This window comes from Flindersiella endophytica, from assembly GCF_054779015.1.
In genome coordinates this window covers 53,495-72,914 of record NZ_BAAGYY010000041.1, presented here as the reverse complement: position 1 = coordinate 72,914, position 19,420 = coordinate 53,495, and the positions used below count along the sequence as shown (strand labels likewise).

The following is a 19,420-nucleotide window of genomic DNA, read 5'->3' as shown; positions in this document are numbered from 1 at the left end:
CTTGGTTGTAGCCTGCCTACCAGTTCTGCCCCGGGTCGCGTCGCATGCTCACCGGACTCACCTCCTTCGCGTAGCAGATGGCACAGCCACCGGCGAGCGGGAACAGAATCGCGGACACCGCCGCACTCAGGACGTGTCCAGTCTTTCGTTCAGCTTCCCCCATCGCCCTTTCGCCTTGCTGTCATTCGCCTGGCGTCTCGATGACGCGGTGCACCGGGTGCCGGCGCCGCACCGGCCGTCGTCGCGAGCAGAAACACCAGGAATGAACGTCGAACGGCCGCAACTCACCAGCAGAACACCTGCGAACGCGACCGGTTCGGCGAAAGTCGGATCAGTTCGCGAGCCTGCGCCGAACTTCGGAGGCATCGGCCAGCCCGATCTCGATACACAACGACAGACCGTCTTGCCAGTGCCGGGCGGCGGTGTCGCGGTCGTCTGCCGCGTTGGAGATGTCGCCGAGCAAGATGAGACTACGGGCCTCACCGACGCGGTGACCCATCCACCGCTGCATCTCCAACGTCCGCTGTGTCTCCGCAGTCGCGGCGGCGAGCTCGGCCAGGTCGTTGTCTCGCCGAAAGAGTGCCAGCCGGACCTCGGCCCGCACGCTCGAGGCCTCGGTCTCCAGCAGCCTGCGCCCAGCGGCCTCTGCGAGCTTGATCGACTGGTCGGCGTTGCTCAGCGCGAGGTCGAGTTCGCCGAGGTGCCGCTGGGCCTCCGCGAGGCTGGCGAGCGCGCTGCATCGGATCGACAGGTAGCCCTCGTCGCTGACCTCGCTCAGCAGCCCTTCCAGCCGGTCCACCGCGGATCGTGGCCGACCGAGCCGGATGTCAAGGTACGCCCGCATGTCGAGCGTCCAGAAGCCGTTCACGCGGTCACCGGACTGGCTCGCGATGGCTTCGGCCGCCGCCACATGTGCTTCGGCCTCGTCCGGCCGGCCTCGATCCAGGCACAGTTCGGCCAGTTTGACGAGGCAGAACGCACGCTGGGTGTCGGTTTCGGCGTATGCGGCGACAGCGCGGTACAGCGTGTCCTCGGCCGCTGCGAGGTCGCCGGTGTGATGCAGAAGATGTCCGAGGTTGCTCAGCGTGAGGTCGGCGTGAACGTGCCTACCGTGGAGGTCGGCGGCCTGCCGCAGGTAGTCCAGCGCAGTGCGTAGCCGCCCTGCGTTCTGCGTGGCGACTCCGAGGTTCATCAGGCGCTTGGCTTCGCCGGCCCGGTCACCGAGCCGGCGGTCGAGTTCCAGCGCCGCCTGGAGAAGCTCGACGCAGGTGTCAAGGTCGCCGGACTCGGCGCGCAGGATGGCGAGATGGTTGAGTGCGCGCGCTTCACCCGCGTCCCAACCCGCCTCGCGGGCCAGCCTCAACGCGTTCGTCACGTGATCCAGTGTCGTGTCGAAGTCGCCGCCGGAATGGTGTACCTGAGCCAGACTCGATGCTGCTGCCGAACGTGCGGCAGCATCGCCTTTAGCCGATGCGGCGGCCATTCCAGCCTCCGCCACAGTGATCCAGTCGACCCGGTTGCCGGTGGCTTCGAAATAGCCGCGAAGGGCGTCGGCGAGAAGCCAGGCTGGTTCCTCACGGCCACTGGTGGCGGCTTCGGTGACAGCAGCGACGAGATTACGTCGCTCCGCGGCGAGCCAGGCGCCGGCTTCAGCGACGTCTCGGGGACCTATGATCGGCAGCCCTTCCGCCGGCGAAAGGGCTGGCAGGTACAGGGACGTCGGGGCCAGCAGCTTGCCCGCGGCAACCGTGTTGTGCAGGTACCACTCGAGCAGCCGGTCGATCGCCGACTCACGCTCGGGTTCGGTTTCAACGGCCTGCGCCCGCTCGGCGGCGTAAGCTCGCAGCAGGTCGTGCAGGGCGTACCGCTGTGGTCCGGATCGATCGACCAGGTGTGCGTTCGCGAGTGAACGAAGCCACCAGCGGGTCTGTTCCGGGTCAGCGGCGGTGAGCGCCGCGGCGGATTCGGGTGTCACGTCATGGCCGGGCACGAGGCCGAGCCGGCGGAACAGCCGCTGGACCGGTGGTGTGAGCCGTTCGTAGGACCAGTCGAACGCGGCGCGTACCGAGGCCGTCGGGTCGTCGCCAACGGCCAGCGAGCTGAGCCGATCACCGGCTCGCAGCTCCGCGACGTATCCGCTGATGTCCAGGTGATCGTCCACCCGCACGTTGGCGGCAGCGATCCGCAGTGCCAGCGGTAATCCCGAGCACTCCAAGACCAGCGCGATGGCAGCATCCGGCTCGGCAGCGATCCGCTCCGCGCCCACGATCCGTGTTACCAGCTCGATCGCCTCGCTCGCCGGCAGCGGTGCCAACGTCTGTTGCCGGGCCCCGTTGCTGGCCACCAAGCCGCTGAGCACGTGCCGGCTCGTGACCAGCACCAGGCTGCCGGTGCCGCTGGGCAGCAACGGCCGAACCTGCTCGGCATCGAGTGCGTTGTCCAACACGACCAGGACGCGCCGGTCCGCCAGCTTCGATCGATACAAAGCAGCGGCAGCGCCCGGCTTCGGAGGTATCTGTCCGGACGGCACACCGAGCGCGCCCAGGAACTCGGCCAGAACTTCTACCGGAGCCGCGGGTTGACCGGGTGCGAAGCCACGCAGGTTCACATACAGCTGCCCGTCCGGAAACTGTGTCGCGACTCGATGTGCCCACCTGATCGCGAGCGCGGTCTTGCCCACACCGGCGGCGCCGGTGAGCACCACGATGGCGGTCCCGACGCCGAGCGGAAGGAACGTGACCAGTGCGGACAGCTCGCTCGTCCGGCCGGTGAAGTCACCGATGTCAGGTGGCAGCTGCGCCGGCACCATCGGCTCCGAGTGCCCCGCCGGGCCGGGCGACTCAGCCTGTTCGGATGCGGATCTGGCCGAGGGCTTGGCAGCTCGCAGGAATCGCTCCAGCTCCGTACCGTCCAACCCCAGGGCCGCCCCTAGCAACCGTGCGGTGGACGGACGTGGCCGGGTCCGGCCGGACTCCAAGCCGTGCACGGTGCGCTCGCTGACTCCGGCTTCGTCCGCCAACTCGGCCTGCGTCCAGCTCAGCCTGATGCGGTGGGCCCGCAGCAACTCCGCCAAGTCCGCGGCATCGACGACGTCCATGGGCTCGTCGACGGGTGCTACCTGGCGACTGGGCGTGCCGGCCTGATCGCCTTTCGGTAGCAGCGAATCGAGGATCTCGCGGTTCAACTGGAAGAGCTGCTCCCCAGGTCCCACGTCCAGCTCTTCGGCGAGGACGGCGTTGGCCTTCCGGTACGCGGCCAGTGCGTCCGCGCGGCGGCCGGCACGTTGGAGGGCCAGCATCAACCGATACCACAGTGACTCCCTTGTCGGATGTGCACTCGTGAGCTCCTGAAGTTCGGCCACGACCATGCCAGGGGTCTCCGTGGCCAGGTCCAGGTCGATGCGGCGTTCCGTCGCCGTCAGCCATTCCTCGTTCAGCCGGGGTACGACGTCGCGGTCCAGCCAGGCCGATTCCACGTCTCCGAACGGGGTACCGCGCCACAGTTCCAGTGCGTCTCTGAGGATCTCGCGTTCTCGATCCGCGGAGGCGGCGTCACGGGACTGGCTCACCAAAGCACGGAACCGGTACAGGTCGATGTGCCCGGCCTCGACGCGAAGCCGGTACCCGCCACCAGAGCCGGTCTCGATCACGTTACGCCCGAGCAGCTTACGCAGCCGGGTCACATAGAGGTGCAGGGTCTCGCGGGAGCGGACCGGCGGGTGATCGGGCCACAGCCGACCGGTGAGCGTGTCGACGGACTGGGGCTCGTTGATCGAGAGCACGAGGGACGCAAGAAGGACGGTGAGCCGGCCGTGCGGGATCGCCACGACACTCCCGTCGACACGTACCTCCCAGGGCCCGAGCACGTTGAAGGTGACCGCGTTGCCGGTCGTCATCAATGCTGACCGTCCCCTCGTCCAACTGATTGGCCGAGGCCCATTGAAGCAATCCGCTGGCCGCTTCGGCGACCGGAACGGCCGCAATTCACCCGCAACTCGGTGCGGGTGGGACGGCGAGGACGATCGTGCGGTCGCCGATCCAGCTCAGCGCTAGGCCGCCGAGCACGGACGGCAGATACGTCAGTGCGTACGCCAGCCCGGTCAGCGCGACGGACAAGGTCTGCCGGTACACCAGCACCGCCAACGCGACCCTGAGGCGGCCCGTCGGCGACGGTCGAAAGCGCCACGGGCAAGCGGTCCGCGGGACTCAGTACTCCACGCCACACCGCATCCGTGCCGACCTTCCCGCACGACCAGACCGCGGGCTGTGACGCATCGTCCGTCGACCAGGCGCCGGTTGCCGTCCAGTCGCAAGGGTCGATGAAGGGCTCGATATCTATGCACACGTGTGGCCACTATCGGCCTGGCGCCGTGCCTGCACACGGGGACACGGCCTGAGCCCAGTACGTTTGTGGAGACGCGTAGGCAGTGACAACGTGGTGTACATGCTGGCTCTATTCGGAATGCCCGGACAGGACGCTCCGGGCTCCGGCTCCTTCTCGGACCCTGGGCTACCGCACGGGCCGCCGCGCAACCCGTCACGCTGGCGTCAGCGGGCCACGCGCTGAGCGACAAGTTCATCAGCGTCCTTCGATCCCCCGGCGGAACCTCCCCATCGATTGCTCCGCGATCACGACATCCGCTTTCACAGCCGGCCTGCTGATGCAACTGTGCGGAAGCCGTCAGGATCGCGATCCCTGGTGCGGAAGCTGACGAAGTGAGGAGAAGATGACGGTATCGAATGGTGCTACGGGCCCTACGGCAAGTCGCGACCTGGGGGTGCTGGAAACTCCCCCGATTGCCGAGGTGACGCTGCTCGAGGGCATGCTGCGGGAGCGTTTTGCTCTCAATCTCGATTACATGCAGAGCCTCCGGCCGGACAACCTGCTACGGCCGTACCTGTTCGAGGCGGGCCTGTGGAGTTGGTCAGGATCACTTGAGACAACGCCCGGACCGGCTGCGTCTGAGGACCCCAAGACCTGGCACTGGGGGTGGGAGGCACCGACATCGCAGCTTCGCGGTCATATTGTGGGGCATTGGCTGTCGGCAGCGGCTCGGGTACGTCGCCAGCACTCCCGGCTTGACGCCACGGCCGACCTGATCGTGGCTGAGCTGGCCCGGTGCCAGCGGTCCAACGGCCGCGGGTGGCTCGCTCCGTTCCCCGAAAAGTATCTGGACCGGATCGCAGCCGGGCATCGAGTGTGGGCACCGCAGTACGTCCTCCACAAGTTGCTTGCCGGGCTGCTGGACATGGCCACCGCCGGTGGCAACGAAACCGCGTTCGACGTCGTATGCGAAGCGGCGAACTGGTTCCACACCTGGACCGGCCGTTTCAGCCGTGAGCAGCTCGACGACATCTTGGACTGGGAGACCGGCGGGATGCTGGAGGTCTGGGCAGGCCTCTACGCGCTGACCGGCGACCAGCGTCATCTGGAGCTGATCGAACGCTACCGACGCCGCCGATTCTTCGATCCGCTCCTGGCCGGCGAAGACGTCCTCACCAACAAACACGCCAACACCCAGATCGCCGAAATCCTTGGTTGCGCGCGGGCGTATGAGGTCACCGGTGACATCCGGTGGCGTCGCATCGTAGAGGCGTTCTGGGATCAGGCAGTCACCCGCCGCGGTACCTATGTCACAGGTGGCAGCAGCAGCGCCGAGATCTGGCAGCCCGCCTTCCAGCAGGCAGCGCGGCTCCACGACGTGCAGGAGCACTGCACGGTCTTCACCATGATGCGGGTCTCCGACTATCTGTACCGCTGGACCGGCCAGCCCACATACGCCGCGTACTGGGAACGAAACCTGATCAACGGCATCCTTGCGCAGCAGAACAAGCAGACCGGAATGGTGGCCTACTTCCTCCCCCTCAACGCCGGCAGCAAGAAGAAATGGGGGCATCCAACTCACAACTTCTGGTGCTGCCACGGCACCTTGCTGCAAGCACATGCCAGCTACCTCGGCGCAGGAATCCACCTCGACGGACGAGACCTACGACTCAGCCAATACGTGCCGGCAACCACAACCCTGGCCACCCCCGGCGGGCGGATCGAGATCACAATCTCCCCCGACCCAAGGAGAGGCCTGGTCTTCGGGCAGCGACATTCCGACGAGGGTTACCTCGGCATCCAGCACCTGAACCTTCCCCCAGCACCCGCCCAGCGCCCGTCCACCACACTGATCCGCATCACCGTGCGCCCCGAGCACCCTTCCACATTCGCCGTCAAGCTCAGAGTGCCGGACTGGGCGGTCACCACACCAACCATCACCGTCGACGGACACCCCGCCCCTTCCGACCAGGACGGCGATCTCCTCGTACTCCGCCGGCAATGGTCCGGCGAAACCATCGAGGTCAGCTTCACCGCAGAACTCAAATCCCACCCGCTTCCCGACCAACCCGACTGCGTCGCCTTCACAGACGGCCCCGTCGTTCTCGCAGGCCTTGTGGACAGCGAACGAACCCTCGTCACAGACACGCGCAACCCCGAGGCCGCCCTACGACCCGACCGCGAACGTGGACACAGCTGGTGGAGCGCCAGCACCTACCGGACACAAGGACAGAACCCAGGTTTTCGCTTCATGCCGCTCAACGAGATCACTACCGAAACCTATTCAGTCTATTTCCCATGCACCCCGACCCCAGATCGCGAGCCGACGGACTGAACCCTGAGAAAATCGCCCGCGACGCCAGAGCTGCCGGCTGGTAGAAGTCACCTGCACACCACGGGACAGGCCCGCGCCAGATCCTGGGCTCCTCGACCGCCGCGGCGCCCGCGCGCTCCCACCAGACAAGGCGCTCGATAGCGGTACATGACGCCGGTCACCAGCAGACCGAGCGTCATACGGTCGGTCTTGCCGGCCAGATAGCCCAACGTGGTATAGCCCTCGAGCATCGGCTCGGTGGCCTCGCCACGGCGTCGGCTCGATCAACGCTTGGCAAGGGTGTACGACGGTGAGCCGACGATCTCGCCGTCAGGTCGCGTTGGGCAGTTGGTCCGGCGGGACGATGCTGCCGCCGATGGGTGCGCCGAAGCCGAACCCGGAGACGTTGCCGAGCGAGCCTCGAGTGAGCGTGGTGCAGGTGACAACGCTGGTACTTGTGCTGCCAGCCTGCAGCCCGAGCACGAACATCGTTCCCGTGCTGTAGGAGAAGTCCTCGAACGGTGCCGTAACCACCAGTTCGGGCCGCGTGTCGTTGTTCAGGTCGAGGAAGCGCACCGCGCTGCCGAACGCCTCGCTGAACTGGCTCACGGCATTGATCAGCGGGTGGTTCTCGGTCACGAACAGGTCCAGTCCCGAGGTCAGGCCGGAAGCTCCGCCAACGAACACGTGCAGTGCACCAGCATTGGAGTTCTCGCCTGGAACGCCGACCGCGAGGTCGTCCGCCCCGTCGCCGTTGGCGTCTCCGACCGACAGCGCCGCACCGAACAGGTCGTCCTGCTCGGAGGAGTCGGACACCGAAGGCGTGTTCTGCGTAACGGTTGCGACGTTACCGCTGCTGATGCCGGCGCTGGAACCTCGCAACACGACCAACGCGCCGGAGAACGTCGGCGCACCCTTCGCCTGGTCGGCGTACACCAGCACGTCGGCGTTGCTGCCGCCATGGAAGCGACCCACCGCCACGGCGTTGACCGTGCCGCCGATCGGGAGCGAAGGCACGCATACGTAGGTGTTTCCGGTGAGCGTCACGCCCGAGGCCGAGCCCTTGAACAACTGGACGCAGCCTTCCGCGCCGGTCGTCCCGGTGACGTTCTCGCCTTCGATCGCCATCGCCAGGTCGTCGCGGCCGTCTCCGGTGACATCCCCGGCCGCGAGCGCAGCGCCGAAGTGGTCGTTCTTCTCCGGATCGCCGCTGAGCCCACTGGTGCTCTGGTCGTAGGCGATCGCGTTGTCGGTGCGAACGCCGAACGAGCTGCCGTAGAGCACCCAGATCGCACCGGCGGACTTGACCGAACCGATCGCCTCACCGGGTGCGCCGATGGCCAGGTCGGCATAGCCGTCGCCGTTGAAGTCGCCCGTCGTCAGGGCGGCGCCGAAGTAGTCGCCGGCCTCGATCGAGCCCGGCAGGTCGCCCACGTTCTGGTCGATGAAGCTGGCGCCGTTGGGAACCAGCCCGAGATAGGGAGACGCCGGTTGACCGTAGAGAACGGTCACCGCGCCGGCGTTGGCCGTACTGCCGATCGACTCGGTCGGGTTGCCGATCGCGACGTCGGCTCGCCGGTCGCCGTTGAAGTCACCGGTGACCAGTTGCGTGCCCCAGTTGTCGCTGGTCTCCGAGCCGCCGTACACCACCTCATCGTCCTGGTCGACGACGGCGACCGGCGCGCCAGGAAGCGTGCTGCCACCCGGAATCACGTAGATCGAGCCGCCGGTCTCGTCCGGGTACGACGGATCACCGCCGAACGTCTTGCGCGCCCCCGACGCCACGATGATGTCCGCGATCCCGTCGCCGGTCACATCCGTACGCTCCGCCGAGCCCGCGGCGGTGACTACCGGCCCGGCAATGGCGACTTGGTCGACCGGTTCGATGGCCACCAGGCAAAGCGCCGCACCCAACGCTCCTGCCGCGAACGCGATCTGCCTTCTTTTCATGAGTTCTCTCCCTCGCAATCCGCGGCATCAGTCGCTGAGAGCTTTGCCCGCCACTGCCCCTACACAGCCGAGTCCCAGGCCGAGGAAGCCGGCTCGCCCGGCCTCGCCCCAGCTCGGCGCCTTGTAGCCCTCGGGAAGGTTCCTTCGTCCCTTGACCCAGGGCTCTGCCTTCTTGTTTGCGAGACCCCCTGTGTAGCCGATCACTCCATACAGCACGCAGACCTTGATCCACTTGGCCGCCGCCCGGACGAGCTTCGGGTTTCCGATCCCTGGGCAGTTGCCAGCGGGGTAGGTGGCGCCTGACGGAGTACAGCCTCGCCCAGCCACAACGGCCGTGGCCGATTTCCCTGTGCTGTAAGCGCATGCCGGATAGCCGCCGGTGGACCGGCAGACCTTCGTCGGTTTCGGCTTCGCTGGTGCCCGTTTGGACTGCCCCCGCTTTTGCCCCGTGCTCTTGCCGCACCCCCAGCACCTCGGCTTGGGTGCGGGCGCGTACCAGTTGGGATGGCACTTCTTCGAGCTGCAGCCCGCCGACTTCTTGCGGTTTTTCGGGTTGTAGGTGGGACGAATGTAGCAGTGCGGGCTGTCGCCCCTGGCGCTGTCGCAGATCAGGCCGGTCGGGTCGGCGTAGGTCACCGGGTTGTCCCGGGCATACGCATAGGAGTTCTGCGTCCCCGGATCGTCGACCTCCACGATCGGGTCGGGGCTGGTGAGCTTGCCGATCGCGGGATCGTGCTGGCGATTGTCCAGCGCGACCAGCTTGGTGGTCGAGTCCTCGACCTTGCCCAGGTAGCCGTGATCGGTCGTGGTGATCTCGTCGCGGCCGCCGCGGCGGGCGCCGTACGGCAGGTATCGCTGCCTGGACACAGCATCGACGTCAACCGCGAGTTGCACCGAACCCTGCTGGTCGGTGAGCAGCCAGGTGACGCCGGCCGGGTTGCGCTGACCGACCAGATCGCCGTCGCCAACCGTGTAGTACCGCGTCGCGGTCTTCGCGCCGTCCGCGGCCCGTATTTCCATGCCCTCCAGGTACAACGTGCTGGCTCCGGGCTCGTGGCGCACCAGCCGCGTGCCGTCGGCGTCGTAGCCGAACGACGTGGTGACACCGCTGCTCTCGGCCTTGACCAGCATGCCGAACTGGTCGTAGTCGTAGGTCGATGCGACGCCACCGACGGTACGGGATGCCATCGCGCCGTTGGCGTCATAGCCGTAGCGGTCGGATCCGATGCCGGAAACCGCATGTGGACGCACAGAGTCCGGTCCAGGCTCCGGATAGGTGTACGTCCGGCTCGTGCCGCCCACGGTGACCGTCTCGAGGTTGCCCGTCGCGTCGTAGGTGTACTGCTCCTTGAACGGATCCGGTCCGCCGTTGTCGGCCGAGCCGACGCCACCGCCGCAGGAGGATGCGACGGTGGTCCAGGACGCGGACAACCGCAGCATCGGGTCGTAGGTCGAGCACTGCGACTGTCCGGTCACGGCGTCCAGCACCCGCCGCACGTTCCCGGCCGCGTCGTAGCTGTAGGCGTCGTTCTGCACCGTCGTCGGGGTGGCGGTGTCCGCGTTCGTCCTGGTGACCAGAGACGCCAGCCGTTGTGCGCCGTTGGGTTCGTAGGCCGAGGTACGCCGGACCCCGCCGCCGGCGCCGAGGTTGCGGGTGTCCACCTGCCCGGCACCGGTGTAGCTCGTCGCGTCGACGTACGTACCGAGCTCACTGGTCAGCCGACTGGACAGTCCGGTGGCGCCGAACGTCTGGTGCACGGTCTCCCCTGCCAGGCCGCCGACCGCCGGGTAGGTGGTGTCGACGACGTGGTCGGCCCGGTCGTATCCATAGGTGATGTCGTAGGTTCCGGCCAGACCGGTCTCGGTGTCAGGGATCGTCCAGCGCCGCCCTGTCACACGGCCGCGCTGGTCGTAGCCACTGATCGCCGTGACGTACGAGCTACCACCGGCGTAGCGGACGGCCGACGCCGGCTCGCCCTTGCCTCGTGGGACAGTGTCGTACGTCCACTCGGCGAGCTTGGTGCCCGACTGCGCCTCGCCCGACCAGACCGTCCGGTCACGGCCGAGCGCGTCGTAGGTGTAGCTCAGTTTCCCGCCCTTGGCATCGGTGACGGTCTTCACGCGGCCCATGGCGTCGTACGTCGAGACCGACGAGCCGGCATCGGGGTCGTCGGCGGTCAGTCGCTTGCCGAGCCAGTCGTAGGTGTAGGTCGTGACGTTGCCCGCCGGGTCTGTGATCGTCGTGACGTCCTCGCTGCTTGGGCGATAGGCATAGCCGGTCGTCGGCACGCCGGTCACCGGGCCGGTCGCGCCGGCGGGCACGTCCTGCTGGATCGTGGCATCGCGGTCGTGCCCGTCAAGCCAGGTGGCGGTCCGCCCGCCCACGGGCGGTGTGACGATCCGCCCGTTGCCGAAGTTCGTCGTGGTCGTCTGCGAGGCCACGGTCCCCACGCCGTACAGGGTCGAGGTCGCTTCGCGTTCCAGCGCGTCGTACTGCATCTCCGTCCACGACGGGATCGCCGACGTGGCGGGGTTGAGCAGCAGGCTCGCGTTGTCGCCGGCCGCCGTGGAGTTCCACATCGGTGCCGATGTGCCCTTGGTCAGGCCACGGTCGTCGTACTGTGTCACGGTGACGGTCCGCCCGCCGTTCGGCCCCGGAGACGGCGCCTGCACCTCACGCGTACGCCCGAACCCGTCCAGGTAGGCGTATCCGGGAAGCCAGGTCGCGGTCGTTCCGGACAGTGCCTGCAGCTGCTTGGTGGTGACGACCGTCGGCTTCGTCGGCTGCCCGGTGCCGGTGAACGTCAGCCGGTAGGTGAACTCGTACGAGGCTGGGCCCGAGCTCGGCTCGGTGGGCAGCCACACCTTGCGCAGCCGGCCCAGTCCGTCATAGTCGAACTCCGTCGTGTTGTTGTTGTCGACGTCGACGATCCTGTCCGGGGCGTCCTCGAACTCCCGCATCGGGTACGTGGTCTCGGTGAATCCGGCTGGATCCTTGACCGCCACCCCGCCGGTGGGGAATCCACTGGCCGGGGTGTACGTGGTGGTTGTGACGCCGTCGGCGGTCGTTTCGCTCTTCTCGCGACCGTAGTTGTCGTAGGCGTGCTTGACCACGTTGTAGACGGACTCGGCGGTGTAGGAGCGCTCCTCGGTGACGTTGCCGTCGGTGGGTGTGTTGGCGGCGCCGGTGGCGGTGGCACCGTCGTACAGGTTGACGGTGCGGCCGATGACGGGTCCCGGACACTGCGTGCCACTGTCCGGGTCACCGGCGTGGGTCTCCTGTTGTTCGATGGGGTCGAGGATCCAGTTTCCACTCGAGGTGTTGCGGGCGTAGCTGAGCTCGGTGCACGTGGAGTCGTTGACACCGGTCTCGCCGAAGTCGACCTTCCTGGTGGGCTGGCCGCTCCCTGCGACGGTGTATCCGTCTTCCAGCGTGGAGGTTTCGCGCCAGGAGTTGTCACCGCGCCGGTCACGGGAGTACGTGGAGGCCTTCCGCACCATCCGCACGTCGTGTGGTCCGGGGCCGTCGGCGATGATGCCCGAATCCCAGTAGGTGTTGCGGGACGACTCCAGCTCGAACAGCGACCCGTCGGCGTTCTTGCGCCAGCTCTGTGTCTGCAGGATCTCTCCGGCCAACTGCGGGTCGTCCGGCCAGGACTTGACTCCGGTGTAGTCCTGCAGCGACGCCGGCTTCGGCGTGCCGGACGCGAGCAGGTCGCCGTTCATACCGCGGAAGAACCGTGTGTCGGTGATCGTCTGCCGGTCGGCGCCACCGGCACCCTCGGTGGCCCGGACGGTCTCGTAGCCACGCCAGTCGGTCCAGTCCAGGTCCGCGGCCGGCACGCCGAGCTCGTCGTCACGATGCCAAGCGGGGTAGGGCTGCAGCTGGTTCACGCCGTAGGCATAGGCGGTGGTCATCGTGGGTGAACCACCTACGACGTCGACCTCATCGACCTTGGTCACCACGTACTTGTTGAACACGCCCTTGGTCGGACTGCTGGCACCTTCCGGCTTGAACCGAACGCGGAAGCACTCGTAGCGGTTCTGATCCCACATCACCCCGGCTTCCCACCCGTCGTTCTGTCCGTTCGGGCACGTCGTGGCCGCGTTGGCGTGGCCGTAGGTAGCTCGGGTCTCACCGCCCAGACCGTTGCGTACGACGGTCAGCCGCCGCATCTGCAACTGCTGCTCCGTGCTCGACCAGTCCTGCCGGTTGATCAGGAACTGCCCGTCGAACGCCACCGGCGGCAACGTCACCTGCTCTGTACCACGCAGGCCGGCCCGCTGGATCGAGTTCAGCCACAGCACCGGCGAAGACCCGTCCGGCGTCGGTGGGAACGCGAACGTCGGCGTCCACTTCGACACGTCCAGCCACTTGTTCGTGGACACGTCCCACACTCTCGAGACGAGCGACTCGAGCCTCGAAGTCTGGAAGAACGACGGCGACAACTTCGAGCATGACGCGCCGTCCGCGCAGACCAGATCCGTTGGTACGTCCGGGTAGGAAGACGCGTTCACCGCTGACACCGCCGGGCACGCCGTCGCCGGATTCGCCACCCGCTGGGTGCACCGCGGCGTGGTGGTGAAGTCCACTTGGGCGGCAGGGTGTTCGCCGTCGAGGCCGCCGTACTCGACCCGGTCCAGCGAGCCGGCCCGGTCGTACTTGTAGGTCGCGCTGCCGTTGGCCTGCTTGTAGTTGTTGGTCTCCTTGGCCCAGTAGACACTGGTGACGTTCTCGTTGGCGTCCACGATCTTGTCCAGACCCCAACGCCAGCTCTGCCGGCACGGCACCGGCGCGGTGGAGTGGCACGGCTCACCGCTGTCGTCACCGACCACCGGCACCGTGAAGTTGGAGTCCTTGCGATAGCCCAGCGTGTGCTTGTCACCGTCCGGGGTCGACACCACCCAGTACTCGCCGGTGTTGTCGTCGTTGGGGCCGTCGTACTTGTGCTCGATCTTCCAGCCCTGGTCGTCCCGCATCCGGTAGCTGCCGTCGGACGTGCGGATCAGCTCGGTCGAAACGCCGTCCAGCGAGATGGCGTACGCCGCCCCGTCCTCGTCGGAGGAATACGGCGAGGACCAGCACAGGTCGGCGTGATAGGGATCGCCGTCGTCGACGCACGACTTGTACCGGCGCTCGATGAAGCCCAGGCCGAGCTCCCAGCCGAGCCCCGCCCAGGACGCCTGGTTGTTCGTCGCGGACGTACGGCCGTCCACGGAGCTGGAGTCGTAACCCAACGCGAGATCTGGGGCCTCACCACCGACTGCCGGCGGCAGGTCCAACGGGTAGGAGTCGGTGAAACTTCCCGCCTGCAAGCCCGCTTGCCACTTGCCCGACGGCCGCAGATCCGTCGCGCGATAGTCACCGGTGTTGGGACCGGACGCGGTCGAGGTCAGTAGGTATGTCGTGCTCCCGGGCGTCACCTTCGCCGAGATTCGCCGGCCCGGCAGATCGTTGCGCGCGGGCACCGCAGTGCGCCTCCCGTCGCTCGCGACGGCGAACAGGCGCAGCCGGTCGGCGAAGTTGCCGCCGTATGCGTACTGAAAACTCGCGTAGCTCAAGCTCACGGTGACCGGTCCAGAGCCGCCAGACCCGCTGAACCGGGGCGACAGCCGGAATCCGGCGCCCACGCCACCCAAGCGCTCCGTCGTCGCGCGATCCAGGAACTGGACGTCCACCGCCGCCGACGACGGCGATACCTCCACCGATGCGGCTGACGGCCAGGACGCGGCCGGCAACGCCCTGGCCGTTCCACCCTCCGGATCGGACGCCTGCGGACGAACGGGCACCGGCCGGCCCGGGACCGAACGTTCCCGGCTCGCCGGACCCCTTTGCCACACCGCGGCGGAAGCCGCCGGCACGACCGCGAACATCCCGCCGACGACCAGAGACAGGGACACCGCACTTGCGGAAAGCGAGCGAGCCGGAGTACGCACCGATACCTCCCCAGACCGGATGCATGCCCGGCGAACGATGATCCCGGGCGAGGAAAGCATGACGAGCAGTCCGCACATCTTCCGCACACGAGCGCCGGACACTCGACTCCAGCGGGATCTCTCGTGTGCGCGGACTGTGCAATCAACCTGGCATCGTGCCGTTTGTCTGCTGGTGCGCTCACTCCACCAGCAGGCCTCCGAAGTGGAGCCAGGAGTGCTACCCCTGGGAGGGCCGCCTTCCGAACACTTCTGGCTCCCATTTCGCAGGCCGGCCAGACCTACGTGTGCGGTGCGAGCCTGGTTCGCAGCCGGCTGGTCTGGACCTGGTCGGCGTCGTGCTGCTGGTCCAGTTCGTCGAGCATCGCGTGTGCCAGCTGCCAGGTTCTGTGGGCGGCTTCGTCGCGTCCCGCGGCTCGCTGGGTGGTGGCGAGGTGGTTGAGCGTTTCGGCTTCGTAGTAACGATGTCCGAGCTCGTGCAGCAGGTCGATCGTCTTCTCGTAGCACGCGATCGCGAGTGTGTAGCTCCCCAGGTCGTGCTGGACGCGGGCGAGACTGTTCAGGGTCGCGGCCCCGCCCGTACGGTCGCCGAGCGTTCGGAACAGATCGAGCGCTTCCAGGCAGCACTCGATTCCTTCTCGATGATTTCCCAGCTGGACGTGGAACCAGCCGAGCCCGTTGAGGGCCTGGGCCTGCCTGGCTTGCCGGCCGGCGGACTTGAAGAGGTCGAGCGCTTGCCGGCAATGTCCGAGTGCGGCTTCGTGGTCGTCTCGGGCGCCGAGGGCCCACGCGACGACGAAGTGAACATAGGCGCTTCCTGTGCTGTCACCAAGGTCGTCGAAAAGCTCCAGCGCACGGCCGAGGTGACGATCGGCGTCATCTGGCCGGCCTTGGTGCGTGTACGAAACCGCCAAGCCGGCGTGGGCATGTGCTTGCCCGGCCGAGCTGCCGATTCGCCGGGCGGCCGCGAGAGCGACCTGATGGACGGCGCCCGCGTCGAGGCAACGCCAGTACCCACGGATATCCACGAGGTTCGACAAAGTCCAGGCAAGCTGCCAGGCGTGGGTGTCGAAGCCGTGTCGTGCGGCAAGACCCACGCACTCGCCGAGCATGCGATATTCGGCGACGAACCACCCCAGCGCCTGCTGGCGAGTGGTGAGTTCTTCTCGGGTAACGCCGGACAGCGGTGGCGGAAGGACAATCGGGTCACGGTACGGATCGAGCAGTAGGGCGGCCGCACAGGCCGTCTGGAGGTAGTGGTCGAGCAGCCGACGTGTCGCTGTGATCCGTACACGGTCGTTGTCGCGGGCACGAACGAGCTCGCCCGCATAGCCGTGCAGCAGATCGTGGAACGCGTACCTGCCAGGGACGCGCTCGGCGAGCAGATGGGTGTCGGCGAGCGCCGCGAGCAGTGGTCGTAGCCGGCGAACGGAAAGGCCCGCCAGGCTGGCGGCGGCGGACAGAGAGATGTCGAGCCCGGGGTGCAGGCCCAGCATCCGGAACACCCGCCGAGTCCGTTCCGACTGTGCGCGGTAGGACAGTGCGAAGGTCGCGCGGATGCTCGTAGCAGGATCGCCGGTCTCCAAGGTATCCAGTCGTTCCGGGTCACCGGCCAGCCCAGCGGTGAGGTCGGCCAACAGCGACTTCGGCCGAACGGTCGCCTGCGCGGCCGCGATCGCCAACGCCAGCGGCAGTCGACCACAGCGTCCGATCAGGATCGAAGCCGCCCCGGGCTCGGCCAGCACCCGCTCCCGACCGAGATAGCCGCCGAGCAGTTGAAGTGCTTCGGCATGAGTGAGAACGTCAAGCGTCAGCGGTTCAGCGCCGTGGCCGGCGACCAAGCCGGTGAGCTGGTTCCTGCTGGTTACCACAACCACGCAGTCAGAGCCGCCCGGTAACAGCGGAAGCAGCTGGTCGACGCCCGCGGCGTTGTCCAAGATGACAAGCATCCTCCGGCCCGTGAGCATGGTGCGATACAACGCGGCCTGACCGTCGAGGGTGGCCGGTATCCGCTCCGGGCTCACCTGGAACGCGTCGAGGACGTACCGGAGGGCCTCCTCGGCCGACATCGACGCGGCCGGATGAAAACCACGCAGATCGACGTATAGCTGCCCATCGGGGAACTGGTCGATGTTCCGGTATGCCCAGTGCACGACCATCGCGGTCTTTCCGATCCCGGCCGCGCCAGTGACAGCGACCATCTTGCTCCCGCTGTCCCGCGAGCGGAGCAGTTCGTCGAGCCGATTCAGTTCCGGCTCTCGCCCGACGAAATGCCGTACGGGGGTTGGCAACTGCCGTAGCACCACGTGACTTTCCAGTCGAGGCGGCTCGTCGGTTCGCCCGCCGTGGGCCTCGGCGGTGAGCGCCCGCACCTTCTGCCACGAATGCGCCCAATCGGCTACTTCGTCGTCGGTACATCCACACGCGCGGACGAACCGCAACACCCGATCAAGAGGAGGCAGGCGAGTCCGCCGCGGGCTGAGCGCGGCCGAAAGCGTGCTGCGCGAAAGCCCAGCCAGCTGACCCAGCCGCGCCAGCGAAGGATCCCCGGCCGACGCCTTGAGCGATCGAAGCTGCTGGACGAACCCCTCGACCGTCTCGGCCGCCGACGGATCCGGCGAGCCATCTCCACGTGCGTTTGATCGGGCAGTCATCTCGACCGCTCCCCTATCGGTGCGAGTAGTCTGGGACGGCGCGCGAGGATACGGCCACTCTAGCTGGCATCGTCCTTCGCGGACTGAGAAGAACGTGGCAGCCGTCGAGCGGCCCGATCCGACGGCTGCTGACACCTGGCAGAAGGCCAAGCCTATGACGACACGGGGGGCAGACCGGCAGATCGACCCGCCGGCGAACGTACCGCGCCAACTGCCTGCGGCGGTGCGGCTTTTCGTCGGCCGGGAGGCCGAGCTGAAGAATCTCGACGAGCTGGCCGGCTCCGGTGATGGCGCCGGGCCGGCGGCAATCATCACGATCGTCGGGACCGCCGGGATCGGCAAGACCGCGACGGCCGTGCAGTGGGCGACGCATGCGGCAGATCGCTTTCCGGACGGTCAGCTGTATGTCAATCTGCGCGGGTTCGATCCGAGTGCTGAGCCGATACCGGTTGGTGAGGCACTTCGCCACTTCCTGGATGCGCTCGAGGTTCCGCCCGAGCGGATACCAAGCGGCCTCGACGCTCAGGCCGCCTTGTATCGCAGCCTCATCGCGAATCGGCGGATGTTGGTGGTGCTGGACAACGCCGCGGACGCCTCTCAGGTACGCCCGTTGTTGCCCGGAAGCCCGAGCTGTCTGACACTCGTGACCAGCCGGAGCCAGCTGACCGGCCTGATCGCCCAGCACGGCGCATACTCGCTCGTCCTCGACCCGCTCAGTGACAGTGAGGCACACCATCTGCTGCGCCGCTATGCCGGCACACAGCCAACGACTGCCGAACCCGAAGCCACAGCCGAGCTGATCAGGCTTTGTGCTGGACTCCCCCTGGCACTGGTCGTCGCGGCCGCCCGTGCCACCGGTTCCCGAACCCTTCCGTTGGATGCCCTGGTCGCCGACCTCACGAAGGATCCGGGTCGTCTGAATGCCCTGGACGCCGGGCACCCGGCCACGAACGTTCGGGCGGTGTTCTCGTCGTCGTTCCGGGCACTGCCGGGCGAGGCTCAACGGATGCTCTGGCTGCTGGCCCTGCATCCCGGTCACGGCATTTCGACCCGGGCCGCCGCCAGTCTCGCCGCCGTCTCCGTACGACGAGCACGAGCGCAGCTCGCGGAGTTGGCCGATCTGCATCTCGTTGCTCAGGAGGAGGCCGGGCGATTCGCCTTCCACGACTTGCTCCACAGCTACGCCATCGAGCTGCTCCATGAGCACGTAGCAGACCCGGCGCGGAGCAAGGCGATGCATCGGTTGCTCGATTACTACCTGCACACGGCGCATGCCGCTGCCCTGGCCCTCGATCCCTATCGCGAACCGTTAGTCCTTCCGCCACCGGTGCACGGCGTCACCCGCGAACAGTTCGCCGATCGTGAGCAGGCGTTGGCGTGGTTCGTCACGGAGTATCGCGCGCTTCGTGCCGTCGTCGTCCACGCCGCCGACAACGGGTTCGGTTCACACGCCTGGCAACTGGCCTGGGCCCTCGAGAACTTCATCGATCTCCGCGGGCATTGGCGCGACCACGACGCACTCGACCTCAACGAAGTCGCGCTGGTGGGCGCGCAGCGGGCCGGCAGCGTGCGTGGACAGGCGCACGCCCACGTCGGCCTGGCAGTCGCCCATGCTCATCAACGCAGGCCGGAGGCGGCTGAGGGCCACCTCCATGCCGCTCTCACCCTGTTCGACGAGGTTGGTGACGACACCGCCAAGGCCTACGCTTTCATGATCCTGAGCTGGGTCGTGGAAATGCGAGAGGACTACGAAGCGGGCCTTGGCCACGCTCGGAAGGCGCTCGAACTGTTCGAGGCTACGGGCAAGCCCGCCATGCAGGCCCAGGTCCTCAACGGAATCGGTTGGGGCGAAGCGCAGCTCGGGAACTATCAGCGCGCCCTGAGCACCTGCCAGCACGCGCTCGAGCTGCTCCAAACGCTCGGTGACCGCAAGGGCGAGGCAGCAACCTGGGACAGTCTCGCCTACGTTCACCACCACCTCGGGAACGACCGGCAAGCCATTGTCTGCTACGAGCAGGCGCTCAGGCTGCTACACGACCTGGGAGATCGTCACCGCGAGGCCGAGACGCTCAGATGCCTCGCCGACACCCAGGAATCCGCTGGCGCCCACCGAACGGCCGGCTTCACCTTGCGGCAGGCGCTGGCCATTCTCGACGAGCTGGATCACCCCAACGCCGATCAGGTCCGAACGAAGCTCAACTCGACGCAGGACGGACCGTAGAGCCAGCAACGGGCGGCCGCCGGC

The 19,420-nt window shown here is 67.3% G+C and carries 7 protein-coding genes; 2 read left to right on the top strand and 5 right to left on the bottom strand.

Features of this window, described 5'->3' with window-relative positions:
- Window positions 1-331: 331 nt before the first annotated feature.
- Entirely contained in the window at window positions 332-3,895 is a 3,564-nt protein-coding gene (locus tag ACYVF6_RS41210) for an AfsR/SARP family transcriptional regulator (protein WP_460530700.1), read from the bottom strand.
- Between the two features lie 88 nt (window positions 3,896-3,983).
- A complete protein-coding gene (locus ACYVF6_RS41205) occupies window positions 3,984-4,136 on the bottom strand; it encodes a hypothetical protein (RefSeq protein ID WP_460530697.1) in 153 nt (50 codons plus the stop codon).
- A 668-nt stretch (window positions 4,137-4,804) separates the two neighbouring features.
- On the opposite strand from ACYVF6_RS41205, the gene ACYVF6_RS41200 reads away from it, so the two are divergent.
- A complete protein-coding gene (locus ACYVF6_RS41200; protein WP_460530694.1) occupies window positions 4,805-6,658 on the top strand; it encodes a beta-L-arabinofuranosidase domain-containing protein in 1,854 nt (617 codons plus the stop codon).
- Between the two features lie 309 nt (window positions 6,659-6,967).
- Here the strand turns inward: ACYVF6_RS41200 and ACYVF6_RS41195 are convergent, their stop codons facing one another.
- From ACYVF6_RS41195 to ACYVF6_RS41185, 3 genes are all read right to left on the bottom strand, one after another.
- On the bottom strand, window positions 6,968-8,587 hold the full coding sequence (locus ACYVF6_RS41195; protein WP_460530690.1) for an FG-GAP repeat protein: 1,620 nt from the start codon (window positions 8,585-8,587) through the stop codon (window positions 6,968-6,970).
- Between the two features lie 27 nt (window positions 8,588-8,614).
- Window positions 8,615-14,524 carry an RHS repeat-associated core domain-containing protein gene (locus tag ACYVF6_RS41190; protein WP_460530687.1) on the bottom strand — a complete coding sequence of 1,970 codons (5,910 nt, stop codon included), beginning with the start codon at window positions 14,522-14,524 and terminating at the stop codon, window positions 8,615-8,617.
- A 278-nt stretch (window positions 14,525-14,802) separates the two neighbouring features.
- A complete protein-coding gene (locus tag ACYVF6_RS41185; protein ID WP_460530684.1) occupies window positions 14,803-17,175 on the bottom strand; it encodes a tetratricopeptide repeat protein in 2,373 nt (790 codons plus the stop codon).
- Between the two features lie 94 nt (window positions 17,176-17,269).
- Between ACYVF6_RS41185 and ACYVF6_RS41180 the strand changes: the two genes are divergently transcribed.
- Complete coding sequence (locus ACYVF6_RS41180; protein ID WP_460530681.1) at window positions 17,270-19,396, top strand: ATP-binding protein; 2,127 nt, start codon at window positions 17,270-17,272, stop codon at window positions 19,394-19,396.
- The last annotated feature ends 24 nt before the right edge of the window (window positions 19,397-19,420 follow it).